This is a genomic window from Rathayibacter sp. VKM Ac-2929, assembly GCF_022815495.1.
GTDB lineage: Bacteria > Actinomycetota > Actinomycetes > Actinomycetales > Microbacteriaceae > Rathayibacter > Rathayibacter festucae.
In genome coordinates this window covers 233646-252766 of sequence record NZ_JALGRV010000001.1, presented here as the reverse complement: position 1 = coordinate 252766, position 19121 = coordinate 233646, and the positions used below count along the sequence as shown (strand labels likewise).

The window sequence follows — 19121 nt, the reverse complement described above, 5'->3', positions numbered from 1 at the left end:
CGGGAGGCTCGAACGCCTCCATCGATGTCTTGAATTGTCTTATGTCGGTGGCTGATGGTTCACTCAGTCATCATCGAGTCGGATGAGCAGTGCTGCTTCGCTGAGGGGAACGATCGTGCACCACGAAGACGTGACGGACTTGCGCGGATACGTGCTGGAGCTACAGGCGACGGCGATCGACACGTACCGTCGCAACCGGGATCTGCTGGAGGAACACGTCCGGCAGGAGGACAGCTATCGCTTCGGTGGGTACGGCACGCGCCAAGTGAGCGAGCTCCTCCAGAACGCTGCCGATGCCATGGGCACTGATGCGGGGCGGGTCGAGTTCCGAGTCGCCGACAGGGCGCTCTACTGTGCCAACGAGGGGGCTCCGTTCAATCGTGACGGCGTACGCGCGGTTTCGATGGCCTTTCTCAGCGAAAAGCGCGGCGAACAGATCGGCCGATTCGGTCTGGGATTCAAGTCGCTCCTCGGGATCACGAACAACCCGCAGATCCACAGCCGTGACGCGTCGTTCCAGTTTAACGGAGACGACGTCGCCGTGCTCTTCGAAGGGATGGAGTCGCAATCCGGTCGTCTGCCCGTGATGCGCGTCCCGACGCCGGTCGACACCGATGCGGCTCAGGCCGACGATCCGCATCTGGCCGAGCTGCTCGGCTGGGCCTCGACCGTGATCAAAGTGCCGCTGGTCTCCGGCGGCACCAGGATCAGGGACGAGCTGCGCGGCTTGAACACCGAATTGCTCCTCTTCATGCGTTCGATCCGCGAACTCGTCGTATCCCTGCAGAATGCGGACGGCTCGTTGAACACGATGAAGCACACGCGAGACGACGCCGCGGATCGAGGCGAGGTCCGTCTGACGGGGCCCGACGGCAAGAAGGTCCGCTGGCTTCTGGCCGAGAGGCGGTTCGAACCCTCGTCGGAGACACTCGCGACGCTGCCCGACACAGCCAGAAGAAACGCCATGACGGTCTCTTACGCCGTGCCACCCGGCACACGCGCCGCCCTAGGACAGTTCTGGGCTTGGTTCCCTCTCAGCGATCGCACGACAGCCAGCGGCATCTTCAATGCGCCCTGGCAGGTCAATGACGATCGAACGACGATGCTCGCCGGGAGCCGGCTGAACGGGGAGATGCTCGACGTCTGCGCCGAGCTCTTCCTCGACGTGGCGATCCGGTCGTCGGACTCGAAGGATCCGGCCGCTCACCTCGACCTTTTCCCCGGACGTGGACGGGAGATCCGCGGTCCCGGCGATCACCGGCTCTCCGAAGCGATCCCTCGACTCGCGAGGTCCCGCGAGATCATTCCGGACGCGTCCGGGGTCCTGAGGACACCGGGTGAGTTCTCGAACTATCCCGAAGCCGCCGACGAGGACGACGGACGTGCCGCACCTGCGACGGAGCAGATCGTCGCGCTCTGGCAGGAGCAGGTGGCTCGGATCGATACGCCGCACGCGGGGTGCTATCGGACACGTACCCGCTCCTCGCGGCTCCGGACATTGACGAGAGAGACGGGCGAACGTACGGGCGGTGAAGTCCGTCTCGACAGATGGCTGGAGGAGCTCGCCGCGGTCGGAACACCGGCAGCGCTCGTCGCCTGTCTCGAGATCGTCGCGGCGCTCAAACGCACTCGTGGCGACGATGCGGTGCGGCACGCCTCGATCGTTCCCACCAGCGCGGGCCGACTCTCCATCGAACAGGCGGTCGCAACGGCTCTGCTTCCTGTCGACGGGTTCGAGTCGCCGGAGGGGATCCCGTTCGTCGATCCCCGATTCGCGCGCGAGGACTCTGTTCGAGCACGGCTCGTCGAGCTGGGAATGAGGAGCGCTTCGGCCACGACCGCCCTGAAGGCCCTCGTCACTCGACTGAGCGATCGGTCGCCCGACAAGGACTGGAACATGTTCTGGTCTCTCATCGAACATGCTGACCGTGACGAGTCCACGAAGGTCATAGACACACTTCGGCTTCGGGCCTCGATCAAGGTCGCCTCGGAGACCGGAGAGCTCCGACGCGCTTCGGATCTCTTCGCGTCCTCGCCCTTCTCGGGCGTACCACCGGAGCGGCGAGCCGCAGCAGGCGGAGTTCCGATGAACACACTCGTCGCGGCGGGTTGTCTCCAGGCGACTCCGCGTCGCGCCGCCGCCGAGAACGACGGACTCTTCGCGGGGTACCGCACATGGCTCGTGTCCGAGTTCGTCCAAGCCTTCCGTACCGAGAGCCTGCGCCTGGACAGGGTGGAGCTGGAACAGCTCACCACGCTCGGTCCGCTGGACATCCTGCCCGGACTGGTGGACGCCCCGCGAGACGCCGCGACATGGACGCACGAGCTGGTAGGGCGAGGTGCGGAGGCGAGGCACCGCTACACCGCGGTCGCTGTCGGCGGCAAAAAGGCGTCCGCCGCCCACTTCTCCTTCGAACGTTGGGTGCTCAGCACCCACGGGCGGGTGAAGACTTCGAACGGGATCCGTCGCCCCGGTGATTTCGTCGGCGCGGGCCTCATGAGATTCGGTGCGCTCCTGCCGGTGGCGGACGCGAAGATGTCGGAGTTCTTCGAAGCTCCGGAGCAATTGGTCGACGTCGCTGATGCGCTGCTCCTCCGGTCGTTCTCGCCCGATGTCATCGAGCCGGGCTCCAAGCTCGATCAGCGTCAGTTGGTCGAATTCGTCGTCGCAGTCGCCGGCCGCTTGAAGTCCCGCCCCGCACGGATCCCCGCTTTCAGCCGAGGCTCGGTGACCTGGGTCCCGACCGGATCCGTCTTCGTCGCTCAGAGCGAGGACATCGCCGACCTGGACGAGCTCGAGATCGCCTGGTTGCCCGCGAACGTCCCCGGCGTCGAATCGCTCGCCGACAGATGGCGCCTGCAGGAGGCGCAAGTCGCCTTGGCGAAATCGATCGACATCGAGCCGGGGACCCCTCCGGAGCTCGTCGAGGACATGCACCCTTCACTCCGCTTCCGCTACGCGAAGCTCGAGAACGTCAAGGTCGCACGAAGCCCGAGGATCGTGCGGCGCCTCTCCGGGCCTCACGGGAGCACAGAGCAAAGGCTGCGACGTGCCTTATCAGACGATCGACTCACCATCTTCATCGATTCGGAGCTGGACAGTATCGACACTCTTCTCGAGATATTCAAGGGTGTAGGGCTCGGTCTGAGCGCGAACGACGCCGCGCGGGTTCTCCACGAGGACGAGAGCCTGCGGAAGACGGAGCTGGTGAACCTGTGTCGTGCGGCTGAGACGGACTCCCAGCGCCTTCTTCTCCTGGCCGGAGTGAAGGCCCTGCGCGAAGAGCTTCCGAAGGGGCTCCTGGAGGTCGTCGAAGAACGTCAAGGCGAACAGCCGGATGTCCGCGTCGCCGAGATCTTCCTCGAGATACACGGAGACGATGCACTCTGGGTTCTCCGCAAGCGACTCGACGATCTGGACGGCGTCCCCAAGACCTGGGCCGGCACCGACGCGGCTCGCGGATTCGTCGAGAATCTCGGCTTTCCGATCGCCTTCGCAGGCTCGCAGCAGGTTTCGAAGCCGAGGTCGGTCCAGATCCAGGGAAAGATCGAGCTCTCCGGACTGCACGACTTCCAGGAAGACCTGGCTGCTCAGATCCGCGAGCTCGTCATGGCGCCAGGAGTACCGCAGCGGGCCCTCCTGACGCTGCCGACAGGCGCAGGCAAGACCCGAGTGAGCGTCGAAGCGGTCATCCGGATGATCTTGGCCGGCGAGCTCAGCGGCCCGATCTTATGGATCGCGCAGTCCGAAGAGCTGTGCGAGCAAGCGATTCAGACCTGGACCGACGTCTGGAGAGCTCTCGGCGATGCTCGCGTCCTCGAGATCAGCCGCTTCTGGGGTGATTACGCGGTCGAGGAGGCCGATGCGGACTTCCAACTGGTCGTGGCGATCGACGACAAGGTGAGTAGTCAGATCAGTAGGTCGGCGTCTCGACTGCAGTGGCTCTCGGATCCCTCTCTCGTCGTCATCGACGAGGCCCATACGGCTACCTCCAAAACATATACGGAGATCCTCTCCTGGCTCGGACTCACCGCGTCGCAGACCTCGCGCACGCTCCTCGGTCTCACAGCGACGGCGTTCAAGGGCCGGGGTGTAGAGAACAACAGGACCTTGGCTCAGCGCTTCGGCGAACGTCGTCTCGAAGCGTTCCCCGCCGAAACCGCCGTCAGCGAACTGCGCTCCCGTGGCGTCCTCTCCGACATCGATCATCGGGTGCTCGCCGGGGGCGACTACGAGGCGACGGATCAGGAGCTCGCCGATCTCAAGAAGCTGAAGGAGGTCAACCGCTCCCTCCTGGAACGGATCGGCGCCGACCTCGAGCGGACGCAGCTGCTGCTCGACGACCTTCTCGCTCAGCCCACGGATTGGCCGATACTCGTGTTCACGCCTTCAGTGGCGTCCGCACACACGATGGCTGCACTACTTCGCCTCGAAGGTCGCTCGGCGGAATCGGTGGACGGGGGGATGCGACGACCTGCGCGACGTGCGGCCGTCGAACGGTTCAAGTCCGGTGAGGCTCAGTTCCTCATCAACTGCGACCTGCTCACCCAGGGCTTCGACGCTCCGACAGTGCGAGCGCTCTACATCGCGCGCCCGACCTTCAGCCCCAACCGGTACATCCAGATGGTCGGCCGTGGCCTTCGTGGCCACAAGAACGGCGGAACGGACATCTGCACGATCGTGAACGTCGCTGACACCTTCGATCAGTTCGGCATCGACCTTGCTTATACGGAATTCGATTACCTGTGGGAGGACCGGTCATGACTGCAGCGCAGACGCAGCCGACGATGGAGCAGAGCCGCAACGCCGTGGTGGATCGGCTTCGGGCGGCATGGCTGGGCCCGGCGGGTGGAGCCGTCGAGCTGCTCGACCAGGATCCCGTCTACGCCTACCTCGTCGGAACGCTTTATCCCACGGAGAAGCGCACCGGCCGCACCGGCCTTGCGGTCTCCACCGATGAGGATGCCGTCGTCCGATCGGACCTCCTCCCGGACGAGGAGACGGGGGGTGACTCCGGCATGGACGACGAGGAAGCCGACGACGGTCTCGATCTCACCAGTGCCTTCGGGTGGGCTCCCAGCACCATGGGTATGTCCTTCCTTCACGACGGCGGATCGATCGCCGTCCGGGTCGAAGCGGCGCTGTATCCGGTCGAGGGCGACGGTTGGCGCCGCTCCCCGTTGTCGCCGGCAGTCGTGTCCGTACCTTCGAACGATCCCGCCGGCTCCGCAGACGTCTTCAACGGTCGGGCTCGCGTCGATTGGCGCAATCGCCGATTCGCGGGCTTGACCCTCACGACCGTCTCCCTCGCGAACGCTCGAGAGGTGGAGGAGGGCGAGGCGAAGTCTGCGAGCGCTGACTGCCTGTTCCAGGCGGCTTTCAGCTGCGAAATCGCAGGAGGCGATCTCCATCCGTACCCTGAAGCCGTCTCCTTCACTCGCGATCCTGAGGAGGACGAGCTGCGTCTGCGCTACCGCGGCCAGCGAACCTACGGCGTCGGACACGGTGTCTCCGTCGAATGGGACGAGTCAGGGAGCAGCCCCACTGGTCTCCGTTCGGTCACTGTTCCGGTGAAGACGGTACCCGCCATCAAGGCACGAGAATCGTCCGACACCTTTCTCCGACTGGGTGTCCTCGCAGACAGGGAAAATGCGCGTTCGACGATCGTCGAAGGCCTCCGCCAATTCGTCGACGAGTACTCCGCATGGGTGGAGGAGCGCAGGCAAGAGGCCGACACGCTGAACGATCGGCGTGCGGCCGCGTCGCTACTGAACAAGATGACTTCCGCTCACGAGCGCATGTCCGAGGGCGTCGCTCTCCTCGCCTCTGACGAAACGATCTTCGACGCGTTCCAGCTCGCGAACCGTGCGATGCGAGATCAGATGCTTCGCGGCCTACCCCCCGAGCCGGACAGAGAGCCCGCCTGGCGCCCCTTTCAGCTGGCGTTCATCCTTCTGAGCGTGTCCTCGACGACGAGCCCCGGGCATTCGGACCGGGATCTCGTCGACCTGATCTGGTTCCCGACGGGCGGCGGCAAGACCGAGGCCTACCTCGGGCTCGCCGCGCTCGAGATGATCCGCCGACGACTCGTCGAGCCCCTCCACGGAGGCGGTACGGCCGTGCTGACTCGCTACACGATGCGACTTCTGACAGCGCAACAGTTCCAACGCGCGGCTCGGCTGATCTGCGCTCTCGAGCTGATGAGACTCGACGAGCCTCAGCTCCGAGGCAGTGCGGCCTTCTCTGTCGGCCTCTGGGTGGGAAAGAACGCCACCCCGAACACTTTTGCGCAGGCGAAGGAGCGGTTGGCACAGCTGGTCGGCCAGCAGAGACCTCAGAACAACTTCCAGATCCGCGATTGTCCGTGGTGCGACACGCCACTCGTCCCGCAGGAACGCAGCTTCGATCCGAGCGCTTACGGTTTCGATGCCACGAACTCGTCCTTTCGGATCCACTGCACTCGGGCCGAGTGCCCTTTCGTCGAGCGCCTGCCTGTACAGGTCGTCGATGAAGCCATGTACGCCTTCCCACCGACGATGGTCGTCGGGACGGTCGACAAGTTCGCTCGTCTCTCACGTCTTTCGACCGCCGGGACACTCTTGGGCCTTGGGACGCAGAACCGTCCACCCAGCCTCGTGATCCAGGACGAGCTGCATCTCCTCTCCGGACCGCTCGGAACGGTCGTCGGTACTTACGAGGCTGCGATCTCCGCCATGCTCTCGTCCGGTGGACGGCCACCGAAGATCGTCGCGTCGTCTGCGACTGTTCGCGCTGCAGCTGAGCAGGTGCGCGGGATCTTCGCTCGTCCGCGAACGGCCGTCTTCCCTCCGAGCGGCTTGAACGCCGATGACAGCTTCTTCGCCGAGCCCGACCTGGAGCGCCCCGGCCGTACCTACGTCGGCATCATGCCGCAGGCCCACAGCCCGGCTTGGGCGCTCGGCCGTCTCGCCATCGAGGCAGGCCTGGCTCCCGATGCGCTAGGCCTCACCGGCGCGCAGAGAAGCGCGTATTGGACGCTCGTCCTGTACCACAACAGTCTTCGGGAGCTGGGGCGCACCGTCACCATCCTCCGCGACGACGTGAAGAGCGATCTCGACCGTCGTGCTGATCTGGAGTCGTCGGCGGTTCGAAGCTATGCCGTCGAGGAGTTGAACAGCAACGTGCGCGATTCGGAGCTGATCGAGCTCTTGAACAGGCTCGGCGAGGGACCCGACTCAGACGGCGTGATCGACGCACTTGCCGCTACGAACATTCTGTCCGTCGGTATCGACGTCGATCGGCTCGGGCTGATGCTGGTCAACGGACATCCCAAGTCGACCTCGGAGTACATTCAGGCGACCAGCCGCGTCGGGCGCGGAACCGTGCCAGGCATCGTCATCACCATGTTCCGCAGCCACAAACCCCGTGATCGATCCGTCTACGAAGGTTTCGGTCCGTACCACGACTCGTATTACCGCTTCGTCGAACCCGCGTCGGTGACACCCTGGTCGTTGCAGGCGCGGCACCGGTCGCTACGAGCCGCTTACGCGATGCTCGTGAGACAGCTCTCGCTGCGGCAGAACGAAGCGGCGCGCGAGTACGAGGTCGACTCCGCGGTGGCACAGCAGGCGTCCGCCCTGATCCTCGACCACATAGCCGTGGCCGATCCGCGAGAACTCGAAGAAGCCGGCCGGGAGCTCGCCGCCGCCGGCGTCGAGTGGGGTCGTCGTGCGGCGACTGCGCGCGAGAAGAACGCAGACCTTCTCTACGAGTCGGACGAGCCGGACGAGCGCCTGCTGAAGAACTTCGACGAATCAGGGATCGGCTGGGCTGCGATGAATTCGATGCGAACCGTCGATGCGGTCGTCCGCGTCAGAGCATGGGGAGAGAAGTGATGGCGATCAAGAGTGGGAAGAAGTGGTCGCCGAAAAGTGTGATCGAGGCGCGCACTCTGCGTCTCACCGAAACCATCGCGCCCTTCGGGCCCGGCGCCATCGTGGACATCCTCGGAGAATCTTTCATGGCGCCGACAGGCGAAGCCTGGCCGCCCCCGCACCAGCTCCCGGCGGTCGACTGCCCCCGCCTCGTCGAGAAGCTCGGGATCGACGGTCGAAAGGTCGAGGAACTGCGTTCCGCCCCGAGCTACGACGATCAGGAGAAGGACGGTCGGAGAGCTCTCGAGTTCACCCGGTTCCCCGCGTGGATGTTCTGTGATCGCTGCAGCCTGATGCACAGATGGAAGGTCACCGACAACACCAAGGCCGGTTCAGCACCGTCGTGTCCGGACTGCGACGGTCGGCTGGTACCGATGCGCTTCGTCCTGCTCTGCACGACCCGAGGTCATGCCGAAGACGTGCCTTGGGACCGTTGGTCTCACCGGCCGGCGGAGGTCTGCGCTAGCCCGAAGCTGAGATTCGTCACGAGCGGCAGGGGCGCCGGGCTCTCCGCGCTCCAGGTCGTATGCGACTGCGGCCGCAGTCGTTCACTCGGGGAGTTGAACAAGAACACGCTCGCGAGGGACGGCTTCAACTGCAGCGGGCGACAGCCGTGGGAGCGCGGCCGGGTCGAGACACGCTGCGCGGAACCGCTCGATGCTCAGCAGCGCGGCGCGACGAACGTCAGATTCGGGGACGTCGTTTCAGCGATCGACATACCGTGGGTCGCGTCCAGAGCGGAGACCGCGTCCGACTCGATCCAATCGCACCTCATGCACGATGCACTCCTCGCGGCTCAGGCACCGCTCAAGATCAACCAGATCGCTCAGTTCATCGCAGACGACCTCGACGTCTCCGTCGAGACGGTCCTCGCGGCTCGGACGGGCACCACTGCGTTCGACCATGCACGAATCAGCCGCAGCATCCTCGACGAAGAATTCGAGGCGTTCAACGCGGCACGCCAAGGATCGGCTTCGACGTCGGACTTCGTGACACGCATCGATGAGATTACAGGGGCAGGCGAGGTCGGCGAGGTCTTGACGAGAACGTTCGACGGTGTCGTCATCGTCGATCGTCTCCGCGAGGTCCGCGCGTCGATCGGGTTCCGGCGCTACAAGCCCGATGCGGCCCTCGTACCCTCCGTGCCCCGGTCGGAGATCTTCAAGAGCTGGCTGCCGGCGGTCGAGAACTACGGAGAAGGCGTCTTCATCCGTTTCGAGTCCGCGCCCATCGACGAGTGGGCGGGCCGCCGATCGAGCGCCGATCGCTACGGGATGCTCCAGCGGAACCGCGACGATTCGAATCTCCGGTCACGGCTCGCCGCCGCCACACCGCAGTTCTTGATGTTGCACTCGTTCGCTCACGTCCTGATGGCTCGACTCGCCCACACTGCCGGATACACCGCCCCTGCCCTCCGGGAGCGGGTCTACGCCGCACAAGGCGACTACGGCGTCCTCGTTTACACGACCACCGGAGGTACTGCCGGCACGCTCGGGGGTCTCGCCCGAGAAGGCGAGCGCGATCGACTCCCGGAGTCGATCGTCAACGCCCTGACGTCCATGAGCTGGTGTGCCAACGATCCGGTGTGTGCCGAGTCCTCGCCACAGAGCATCGACGGTTTGAATCTTGCCGCATGCCACTCCTGCCTCATGGCGCCGGAGACATCATGCGAGTCGATGAACCTTCTTCTCGACCGGAACTCTCTCGTGGGTAAGAACGGGTTCTTCGAGCCACTCGTCACCGCAGCTCAGGCCGCAGCTATCGCCGGAGCCCGCTGACAGTAGATGTCCTTCAACCGCCTCTTCGCTTCGTTCTCGGCGAGCTCGGACCGGAGCGATCGGTTCTAGTCGACGATCTCGAAACCGAACGCCGTCCGGGACACGACGACGATCGAGAGACTTCTGACGAGTCTCTGGAGGTCGTCGGAGAGCCGGCCGGGCAGCAGGACGACCGGAATCGCGTCGAGGTCGTGCTCCGCCGCGACCATCACGTAGTCGAGTACCTGACCGATCGCCATCCTGACGTGCGACCGAGCAGTCGACTTCTTCGCCTCGACGATCCATCGGCGCGAAGGTACGAAGAGGTCTGGCTGTATCTGAATGGGACCGACTCGCAACTTCAGCCCCTGAGGTGGGGTTCCCTGCGCAACGAGCCACTGGCCGAACGCGTACTGCAACTCAAACTCGAGTCGCGATGCCGTTCGCAGCTCATCGGACGCCGGACCTGGCAACGACAATTCGCTGAAGTCGGGTTCACGCCATTCGAACGTCTCCAAACCCGGGAGGGTCTCGTTCCTCGGTGCAGCCAGTCCGAGGTCCGCGTCGACAGGCAACAAGGAGAAGATGAGCGCTTGCCTTCGGGCCCCTGTCGCGTCCGGGACCTCGAGTGAAGTGAAGGGAGGCGAATCAGGCACGAAGGTGCCGACGAACGTGACGGTAGTGCCGTCGACTGTGAAGAGTCGTACGGGAATGCCGTTCTTCTCGGCGTCACGAAGCGCGCGATTGGCGTGATTGAGGTCCTGGTGTCCCTTCGGTCCTTCGCCTGTGTACAGAAAGCCGCCCTCGGGAGTCGGCCCTTCATAGGCGTCATAGCCGTACTTGGGCCCCTGAACCGGATCGGAGAAGACGAAGATGTTCTGGCGATTCGCCGGAGTGGAGATCCCCCTCTGCCAGTCCCCACCGAAGCGCGCGTGAAGTTCCCGTCGGAGCAGTTTGTCGCCCGGAACGAGATCGAAGCCTTCGAAGTGGTGACGGACGGCATCGGCCTGCTCATCGCTGAGCTCCCACCGGTCATCTTCGACATCGACCAGTCCGAAGGACTGCCGCAGAAGATCACGGATCCGCTTCTCCGGTACGTCGAGTTCGAGTGAGAGTTCGAGCGGAGTGAAGGCGGGCATGCATCAGACACTATGAAGAGGCATAGCGAACCGTCGGTGAACATCGCTCGTGTCATCGACCAAAGCTTCGACCGATCGTTCGTTCGGCTCGAAAGCGACTTCTACGCGGGCCCGTCCGCCGCCCGACCGCCGGCTTTGATTCGTCCTGCACCCTCGGCAGTTGCAGGCACCGTTCCGATACCGCGAGCGCCTGCACACCCCGACCATTTGTGAAATGCCAGGTCAATCCGCTCCGCCGAGCGCCGAGCATGCCTAATGGTGGTGCCTCACGGACCGCGAGCACAGCTGTTGATCATTGCAGTCATCGTCCGGCGACGATCACGATCCCTGAGGCGATCAGAAAAGCCACGACGGTGACCGCCGCTCCAGCGACCGGGATCCACCAGATACGGCGGGACCTGTCGGGGCGAAGGAGTGCGACCAGCGTCGCAAGGGCGGAGAGGCCCACTGCTCCGGGGACGATCCACATCGTCTCGCCCAGGACCGAGACGCCGTTCAGGCGGTTGTTCACTCGATTCGCGTCGAAGGTCAGGTTCTCGATCAGGACGAGGACGAAGAGGATCGCGCCGAGCACGAGCAGGAAGACGAGCAGCAGGATCGCGGTGACGCGGTCCTCGCCGGCCGAGAGGCGGCGGGCGGGGCGCCTACGGGTAGCCGGTCGGTCGAACGGGTCCGGGTCGTCCCAGTCCGCGTCCGAGTCGAAGGCCATAGTGCCGCTCAGGCTAGCCGAGCACAGCGCTCAGGCTCCGCGGGCGGCACGGTCCCGGCGCGCGTCAGCATCCGACCAGCACCGCCTCCGCCGCCTCCCGGTCCTCCGCCCCGATCGCCAGCCCGTACTCCTCCAGTACCCCGACGAACTGCTCCACGTACCCGCAGCGCAGCTCCGGGGCCGGCGGCAGCCACTCCCCCGGGCCGGCGTCGCTCTTGGACTGGTTCGTGTCGTCCGTGGCGGCGACGAGGTTCGCCGAGTCGTTCGCAAAGAGCAGGCGCTGCTCGTCCGTCCACGCCCACGCGCCGTGGTGCCAGGCCCAGCCGAGGGCGACGACGTGGTCGATCTGCACGAGGCGGGACGTGTCGCTCCCGGAGACGAAGGACACCGCGGTGCCGTCGTACGGGTCGACCAGGGTGCCGGAGAGGACCTTGCAGTCGCGGGTGCCGGGCTTGAAGACCGGGTCGAGCAGGTCGCGGCCGAGGATGTCGTTGCGGGTGTCGCAGCCGTTCCGGTCGACGTCCTTCCAGGACTCGCCGAAGAGGTCGCGGTCGTAGGGAACGTCGGCGCCGCCGTCGTCCACGGGCAGCGCGGCGAGGGTCGCCAGCGCGAGCGCGGCGGGGTCGGCGGAGTCCGCCGGCGGTGACGAGGGCACGGACGCGGACGCGGTCGGCGCAGTTGTCGCAGTAGCGGCGGACGGAGTGGCCGTGGCGGGAGGGGTCGAAGCAGGCGCGGTCGACGCAGGACCAGCAGGGACGCCGGACGCAGACCCCGTACCGGGAACCCCGACCGTCTCCCCCGCTCCCACCACCGCGAACGCGACCGCAGCGACCCCGACGGCCGCGACGATCCACGCCCACCACGGCGCCCGCCGCACCCGCCGGCACCGGGCCGGAGCCCCCGGCCGCTCAGCACCCCGCGAGAGCCCCGGCACCCCCACCCGCCGCACCCCACCGGGTCGCGGCGGCGGCGGCCTGCCGACCACCGACTACACCCCCGAGTCGCCGTCAGCCGGGACGACGGGCGCCGAGACCCGCACCGCCCCGTCCCACAGCCGGATCGCCGCGCGCGGCACCGGCCCGACCACATCGACCCGCCACACCAGATCCACCGGCGACCCGGTCGACGCCTCGAACGGCACCACATGGATGGGCGCCGACGGGTCGAAGCGCAGCCGCTCCTGCAGCCGCGACGGCGCGACGAGGAAGCTCGTCACGCGCTCGTGGTAGCGCTCGCCCACCTGCAGCTCGGTCAGCACCGTGGCGCTCACCGGGGTCATCGGATCGGCGCGGGTCAGCGAGTCGAGCAGGAAGTCGTCCCACGGGACGTCGAGCTCGACGCCCTCGAAGTCCTCGGGGCGGCGCAGCGCGTTCAGCGGGTTGGTGCCCATCGGGCGGACCCGCGGGCGGGCGATCGCCTCCTCGTCGCGCTGCACGGAGGCGACGATGTCGGCCAGGCGCGGGGCGGCGATCCGGGTGAGCAGCGACTCGTCGTCGAGGGCGCGCAGCAGCATCCGCCGGGTGTGGTTTGACGAGTGCGGGAGGTCCTCGTCCAGCGCCGACAGGCCGAAGCCCTGACCGGCGCCGTAGTCGGCGGCCATCTCCTGAACGAGCGACTCGAAGGCCTCGTGCCGCCAGCCGCGGCGGACGAGCTTGGACGTCATCGCGGCGCGCATCCGGGCCACGGCCGCCGTCTCCTCGCCGCTGACGGTCGCGAGGCGCACGGCGAACGGCATGGCGCCGCGCTCCACGTCGAAGGTCTCGTGCTGCAACCAGACGGGCGGCACGTGCCACGGACGGTGCACGGCCTTGGACAGCAGCACCAGCCACTCGACGGCCTGGCGGTGCACCGAGCGGAGGCGCGCGGCCTCCTCGCGGGCGCGGCGGGCGCTGCGGCCGTAGTGCGCGAGTCGAGTGCGCTCGATGCTGATCCGCCGCTCGAAGCGCGACCAGCCGGCGTGGTACCGCACGAGCGAGATCAGCGTGATCAGCACTCCGGCACCGGCCAGGCCCACCAGCACCCAGAGCAGGATCGAGGTGATCAGCCCGGGATCGAAGGAGCCGTCGGCCTGCCGCGCGGCGTAGTCGTTGACGAACCAGATGCCGACGCCGACCACGAGCGCGAGCGCCAGCACGGTGACCCAGCCGACGAGCAGCGTGCGGTGGAACTCGCGGCGCAGGCCCAGCAGCTCGCCGGGTCGCTGCGGGCGGATCGCGTCGATCTCGCCCTTGAGGTACGCGACCTCGTCCTCGGCGCGGCGGCGCTCGGCGCCGATCCGGTCGAGGAAGCGCCAGACGAACGAGGAGCTCTGCCGGCCGGCCCACAGGTCGTACTCGCCGAGCGCCTGCAGGCGGCCGGAGCGGCGCGCCTCGGCGTCGTGGGCGGAGACGACTGGCTCCGCGGGCTCGGGAGCCTCCTCCGCGGGGACCTCGATCTGGACGACGGTCCGCGGCTCGGCGGCCTCGCCCTCGACGAGCGTCTCCTGCGCAGGCGGCGCGAACGCCGCGGACTCGGACGGCGCGGGCTCGGGCTCGGGCTCGGACGACTCGGGCTCCGAAGCGACCGGAGCGTCCGCCTCCTGGACCGTCGGCACCGCCGCGGCCGCGACGGCCGCCTCCGACGCCGACACCCAGTTCTGCAGCCTCTCCCGCGGATCCGCGAGCGCCAGCGCGTACCAGTCCACCCGCTCCGGGAACCCCGGTGGCACGTCATAGCCCGACGACACCCACGGGTCGTCCGGCAGCGCGAGCACGTCGCCCACCCGGCCGAAGACGGGCACGGCCCCCTCGACGGGCGCGAAACCCGCGTCGCGGAGGTCGGCGCTGCCGTCGAGCGCGCCGAAGACCAGCTCGCGCAGGCCCGCCCAGAGCTGCGGCGTCGTGCGGACGTGCGCCATCGCGGCGGGCGCATCGGCCTCGGCACGGGCGCGGCCCTCGTCGTCGCGCAGGTGCTCGAGGTCGGCGACCAGGAGCCGGTCGCGGACGTCCAGCACCTCGTCGTAGTCGGCGCCGACCACGGCCGAGCCCTCGGAGGTGTGCAGGGCGCGGGTGACCGAGCGGTTCGCGCTCGAGGTCACCCAGAGCACGGCCCAGCGCGGGATCTGCACGAGCTTGCCGGCCGAGAAGGCGAAGAAGCGGCCGATCTGCGCCCAGAAGCCGATCCGCTCGGGCTCCGGCACGTCGAGCGAGCCGGCCGAGTCGTAGGTGAGCGCCCCGCCGTCCAGGCGCAGCGCGCCCGCGACCATGCTCTCGACGTAGCCGGCGATCTGGCCGTCGTCGATGTAGGCGGTGCCGGGCGGCGGCGGGCTGACGCTGGGGTCGATCAGCAGCGAGTCGGGGCGGGCGGCGTTCTCGAGCACGCCCGCGGCGACGCGGCGGCCGAGCGACTCGGTCAGCACCGCGTTGAGGAACACCCGCGAGATCCAGACGGAGTCGCCGCCGTCGGACTCGCGGCTCATCAGCTCGACGCTGCCGTCGGTGACGCCGTTCCACAGCCCGGCGACGCTCGCCAGGTGGGTGAGCGTGAAGCCGGTGAAGCGCTCGTCGTCACGGACGAAGGCGTCGCCGGACCACGGGCTCGAGCGGTCCTCGGGCGAGGCGATGACGACGAAGCCGTGCTCGTGCGCCTCCACCCGCTCGCGCAGCTGGAACGCGGTCGGCGCGCAGATCAGCGTGACCCGGCGCAGCTCCGTGGTCTGGTCGGCGAGGGTCGCCGACGGATTCGGCAGCGGCATCGAGGTGCGCACCCAGCGGCTGACGAGGTCGGCGACCGCGTCCTGCGCCTCGTCGGTCTCGCGCTCGGGCAGGGCCGAGCGGAGGGTGACCAGGCGCACGAGGGCGAGCGGCTCCTCCGCGAGCGCCTCGAACAGGTCGACGGCGATCGCGACCGACTCGAGGTCGGCGCCGACGCCGAGCACCACGGCTTCGATCTGCGGCGGCGCGTAGGGCGAGGTCTTGACGTGCTCGGGCAACACCCAGAGGGCCTGGCCGAGCAGGCCGGTCTTCGTCCACTGCGCCGCCAGCTCGAGCAGGGTCTCGCCCTGCGCGCCGCTGGGCAGCAGGACGATCGCCGCCTTGCCGTCGGGCCAGAAGCCGGCGTGACCGTAGCCGTCCGGGCGCATCTCCGGGGGCACGCTCAGATCCCGGAGTCGCGCGGACCGGTCGAGACGACCGACGACACCAGCCCGAGCAGCGCCTCGCGGAACTGCTCGCGCATCTCCCAGGTGACCGGGTAGTCGTAGACCGAGACCATGTCGTCCTGCTGCACGATGTCGCTGTCGAAGCGGGCGAGCTCGGCGGTCAGGTAGGCCTGCACGGCGGAGCGGCGCGACGCGAGGTCGCCGTCCGTACTGCCGGCGCGGGACGACTCCGGCACCGGAGCACCGGTCGGCAGCGCGCCGGTCTGCAGCCACTCGGCCAGCTCGGTCTCCTCGCCGCGGCTGCCGCCGAGCGAGATCAGCACGCGGTAGGCGGCGAGCGGCGCGAGGGTGCCGTCGACGTTGCAGAGCGCCATCGCGATGGCGAGCGACTGCAGCACGACGCCCGGGAAGTCGGCGGGCCGGGCGTTGCGCTCACTCAGCAGCGGGTGCGGGAAGTCGGCGAGCGCGCGGGTCGACGGGTCCCAGACCGAGAGCTTGGGGCCCTTCTCGCCCTGCGAGGCGTCGACGGCGAGGCGGCCGAGCGCCTTGGCGACGTACCAGCCGCGGATCATCGACTCGATCGCGCGCGGGTCCGCCGGGATGCTCTCGCCGAGCAGGCGGGCGCGCTTGAACTTCCAGAACGCCTCGCGGCTGTCCTGGGTGTTCGACTGCGCGAGCCAGCCGCGGGCGATCGGCTCCATCACGGAGTCCATCACGATGGGCTCGTAGGGGAAGCCGGACATCGCGAAGACCTCGATGCCGTCGACCTTCTGGTCCTGGAACCACGACTCGCTGGTCGCGTCGTCCCAGACGCCCATCTGGCCGAGCACGCCCTTGGTCACCTCGTACATCTCGGTGCCGGCGCGGAACGGGATCGAGCTGAAGACCAGCGAGGTGTCCTCGTTGATCGCCTTGCCGTGCACGGCGCGCAGCAGCGCCGGGTTGAGCTTGACCAGCGGCTCGCTCGCGCCGAGGGCGGCCTGGAGCTGCTCGCGGTAGCGGTCACGGCGGGCGGCGAAGACGTCGGGCGGCAGCACCTCGGAGTCGAAGAAGCCGAGCAGGTCCTCGCCGATGTAGGCGGCGAACGGGGTGCCGTCGCGCTTCATCCAGGCGCGGGCGCGGCCGACGTAGACCTCCGGGTCGGTCGCGAGCTCGAAGGAGGCGCGCTGGGCCGGGTTGGCGACGGCCGGGTCCGCGGTGACGGTCGGCTTCCAGGTGCGCGGGTTGCCGACGAGCGACCAGGCGCCCGCGTCCGACTCGCTGTCCGGGCTGACGCCGACGAGCTGGTCGGCGAGCACCCGCAGGACGGCGTCCTGGTACTTGGCGTCGCCGTCGACGGAGGCGCGCACCAGCTTCTGGAACTCGGCCGGGTACTTCTCCGGCTCGACGAGCATCCGCTCGTTGGGCGCGGGCGAGTACTTGCGCGGGACGGTCTCGTCGACGCGGCGGGGCCAGAACTCGTAGGCGTTCTCGCGGTCGTCGCTGGTCTTCCTCGAGTGCACGCGCTGCAGCAGCGCGGTGCGGGAGCCGTCGAGGTAGTCGGCGAGCGGGCCGAGGAAGGTCTCGCGCAGCTCGGCGAGCAGGGCCCACGCGGAGTCGCGGAGGGCCGCCTCGGAGGACCACTCGAGCGCCTGGCCGAGGCGCTGGATCGCGAACTGGACCGCCTCCTGGTCCGGGCGGATCGACTGCTGGTTGGCCGAGGTGCGCAGCTCGTCCGAGACGAGCGAGCTGAGGGTGCCCACCCACTCCTCGTGCTGGCGGGCCTCGACGCGCAGCGCGTCGACGGTGCCCTTGAGGCCGCGCTCGAGGCGGCGGAGCATCGCGGTGACGACGGGCAGGCCGTCCTGCGCGACGTAGCGCGAGACGGTCTCGAGGATGTGGCCGGGCATCGTGCGCGTCCACTCGTCGAGGCGGCGCTGGCGGGCCTCGCGGTCGCGCTGGAGCAGGCGCGGGCTGTGCCGGGTGAACTCGTTGACGAGCCGGTCGGTCCAGGTGGTGATGTCGGTGCCGCCCTGGCGGTCGAGCGACTCGGGCCGGGCCAGCTCGTCGTCGGCGCCGCGCTGCAGCTCGGCCTTGATCAGGTCGAGGGTGCTCTGGTCGCGCAGCGCGTCGGTGACGTCGTTGTGCTCGGCGGTCTCCTCGTTCAGGCGCAGCTCGCGGAGGAAGCGCTGGTACTCGCTGTCGGCCGACTTCTCGATGTACTCGCGCTCGGTCATCCGCTCGAACTGCGGGTCCTCCTCGGCGTGCGCGAAGAGCATCCGGTCGATCGCGGAGCGGGCGAAGCGCTCGGCGGAGTACTCGAGGAAGCGCTCGCGGCCGAGGGTGACCCGGCCGAAGCCGATCGAGGAGAACGGCGGCGAGTGGTGCGCGGGGCTCATCAGCCCGGAGTTGTCGGGCAGCACGTTGGCGGCCGAGCGGGCCTGCCAGTTGCCGGACGAGTAGGCGATCATGTCGTCCTGCACGCGCTCGTCGATCATCCACGCGGTGAGGCTGGTGGCGACGGCGTCGTAGACGGCGTTCTGGTCCTCGAAGGTGACCTTGCTGTTGCTGCGGCCGACGATGAACGGGTACGCGGCGCCGACGCGGTCCATCGCGGCGCCGTAGGAGGGGGCGACGCCCTTGGTGCGCAGCAGCTCGAGGGTCGCGGGCGAGGGGGTGTCGGTCCAGAAGCCGTTCATCGTCTCGGAGATCGCGGCGAGCGCGTTGCCGGGCATGCCGGCGGTGACCGAGAGCTGATCGAAGACGTCGGGCGCGTAGAGCATGCTGAAGAACTGGTTCGACCACGGGTACTGCTTCGCGGTCGACTTGATGATCTCGATGATGTCGAGGAACTGGCCCGCTCCCGAGCCGCCGGCGACCGACGAGATCACGATGACGATCGGGCTGCCGTCTCCGCCGTCGTCGCGGGCGCGCAGGCGCTGGCCGAGGGTCTGCAGCTCGGCGAGCGACTCGGCGTCGTTCATCTTCCCGATCGCGAGGCGCGCGGCCTGAGCGATCTCCTTGGTGGCGGCGAGCGCGACGGCGCGGCCGACGGCGCGGTACTGGCCGGCGCCCTTGGTCACGTCGACCTTGACCAGGCGCGGGTCGGGCAGCTGACGCTCGATGTCGTGGCGCATCGCGTTGTTGGTCGCGTGCGCACTCGTGATCGAGCCGTGCACGATGTCGAAGGTCGCCGCGGTGCTGACCAGGCCGCGGTAGTCCTGCCGGGGCAGGAACGGCGCCTGGTACTCCATGCCGTCCTGGACGGTGGGGGTGTCGAAGTGCAGGAAGCGCCAGGCGGCGGGGATGCCGCCCTCCCAGCCGAGCTGCTGGAGCTTGAGCTCGAGCTGGTACTTGATGCCGCGGAGGGTCTTGCCGCCGGAGCCGCCGACTCCGATCAGGAGGAAGGGTCTGAGCATGAGGTCCTGCTTTCGTCTGGTCGCGCGGTGTTCCTGCGGTAGCGCGGTGTGTCGTGTGTCGTCGTG

The 19121-nt window shown here is 68.0% G+C and carries 8 protein-coding genes; 3 read left to right on the top strand and 5 right to left on the bottom strand.

What is annotated here, in order from left to right:
* Positions 1-82: 82 nt before the first annotated feature.
* Genes MT355_RS01105 through drmB form a run of 3 tightly spaced genes read left to right on the top strand, consistent with a single transcriptional unit; the run spans position 83 to position 9692 of the window.
* Complete coding sequence (locus tag MT355_RS01105; RefSeq protein ID WP_243598218.1) at positions 83-4765, top strand: DEAD/DEAH box helicase; 4683 nt, start codon at positions 83-85, stop codon at positions 4763-4765.
* On the top strand, positions 4762-7875 hold the full coding sequence (locus MT355_RS01100; protein ID WP_243598217.1) for a helicase-related protein: 3114 nt from the start codon (positions 4762-4764) through the stop codon (positions 7873-7875). Before MT355_RS01105 ends, MT355_RS01100 begins: the two co-directional genes overlap by 4 nt.
* Positions 7875-9692 (top strand): DrmB family protein, encoded by a 1818-nt coding sequence (gene drmB / locus MT355_RS01095; protein WP_123446711.1) that lies wholly within the window; start codon positions 7875-7877, stop codon positions 9690-9692. The genes MT355_RS01100 and drmB overlap by 1 nt, the downstream gene beginning before the upstream one ends.
* A 65-nt stretch (positions 9693-9757) precedes the next feature.
* On the opposite strand, the gene MT355_RS01090 is transcribed toward drmB, so the two are convergent.
* From MT355_RS01090 to MT355_RS01070, 5 genes are all read right to left on the bottom strand, one after another.
* Positions 9758-10810 carry a hypothetical protein gene (locus MT355_RS01090; protein WP_243598216.1) on the bottom strand — a complete coding sequence of 351 codons (1053 nt, stop codon included), beginning with the start codon at positions 10808-10810 and terminating at the stop codon, positions 9758-9760.
* 301 nt (positions 10811-11111) lie between these two features.
* Positions 11112-11519 carry a hypothetical protein gene (locus tag MT355_RS01085; protein ID WP_243598215.1) on the bottom strand — a complete coding sequence of 136 codons (408 nt, stop codon included), beginning with the start codon at positions 11517-11519 and terminating at the stop codon, positions 11112-11114.
* A gap of 64 nt (positions 11520-11583) precedes the next feature.
* A complete protein-coding gene (locus MT355_RS01080) occupies positions 11584-12174 on the bottom strand; it encodes an HNH endonuclease family protein (protein WP_243598214.1) in 591 nt (196 codons plus the stop codon).
* Between the two features lie 333 nt (positions 12175-12507).
* Positions 12508-15651, bottom strand: coding sequence for a hypothetical protein (locus tag MT355_RS01075; RefSeq protein ID WP_243598213.1), 3144 nt, complete (start codon positions 15649-15651; stop codon positions 12508-12510).
* Positions 15652-15653: 2 nt separating this feature from the next.
* Complete coding sequence (locus tag MT355_RS01070; RefSeq protein WP_243598212.1) at positions 15654-19055, bottom strand: tubulin-like doman-containing protein; 3402 nt, start codon at positions 19053-19055, stop codon at positions 15654-15656.
* Positions 19056-19121: the final 66 nt, after the last annotated feature.

Excerpts from the sequence above, each read along its gene's own strand:
- drmB (WP_123446711.1), top strand. The coding sequence starts at position 7,875 with ATGGCGATCAAGAGTGGGAAGAAGTGGTCGCCGAAAAGTGTGATCGAG.
- MT355_RS01070 (WP_243598212.1), bottom strand. The coding sequence starts at position 19,055 with ATGCTCAGACCCTTCCTCCTGATCGGAGTCGGCGGCTCCGGCGGCAAG.
- MT355_RS01105 (WP_243598218.1), top strand. The coding sequence starts at position 83 with ATGAGCAGTGCTGCTTCGCTGAGGGGAACGATCGTGCACCACGAAGAC.
- MT355_RS01090 (WP_243598216.1), bottom strand. The coding sequence starts at position 10,810 with ATGCCCGCCTTCACTCCGCTCGAACTCTCACTCGAACTCGACGTACCG.
- MT355_RS01085 (WP_243598215.1), bottom strand. The coding sequence starts at position 11,519 with ATGGCCTTCGACTCGGACGCGGACTGGGACGACCCGGACCCGTTCGAC.
- MT355_RS01100 (WP_243598217.1), top strand. The coding sequence starts at position 4,762 with ATGACTGCAGCGCAGACGCAGCCGACGATGGAGCAGAGCCGCAACGCC.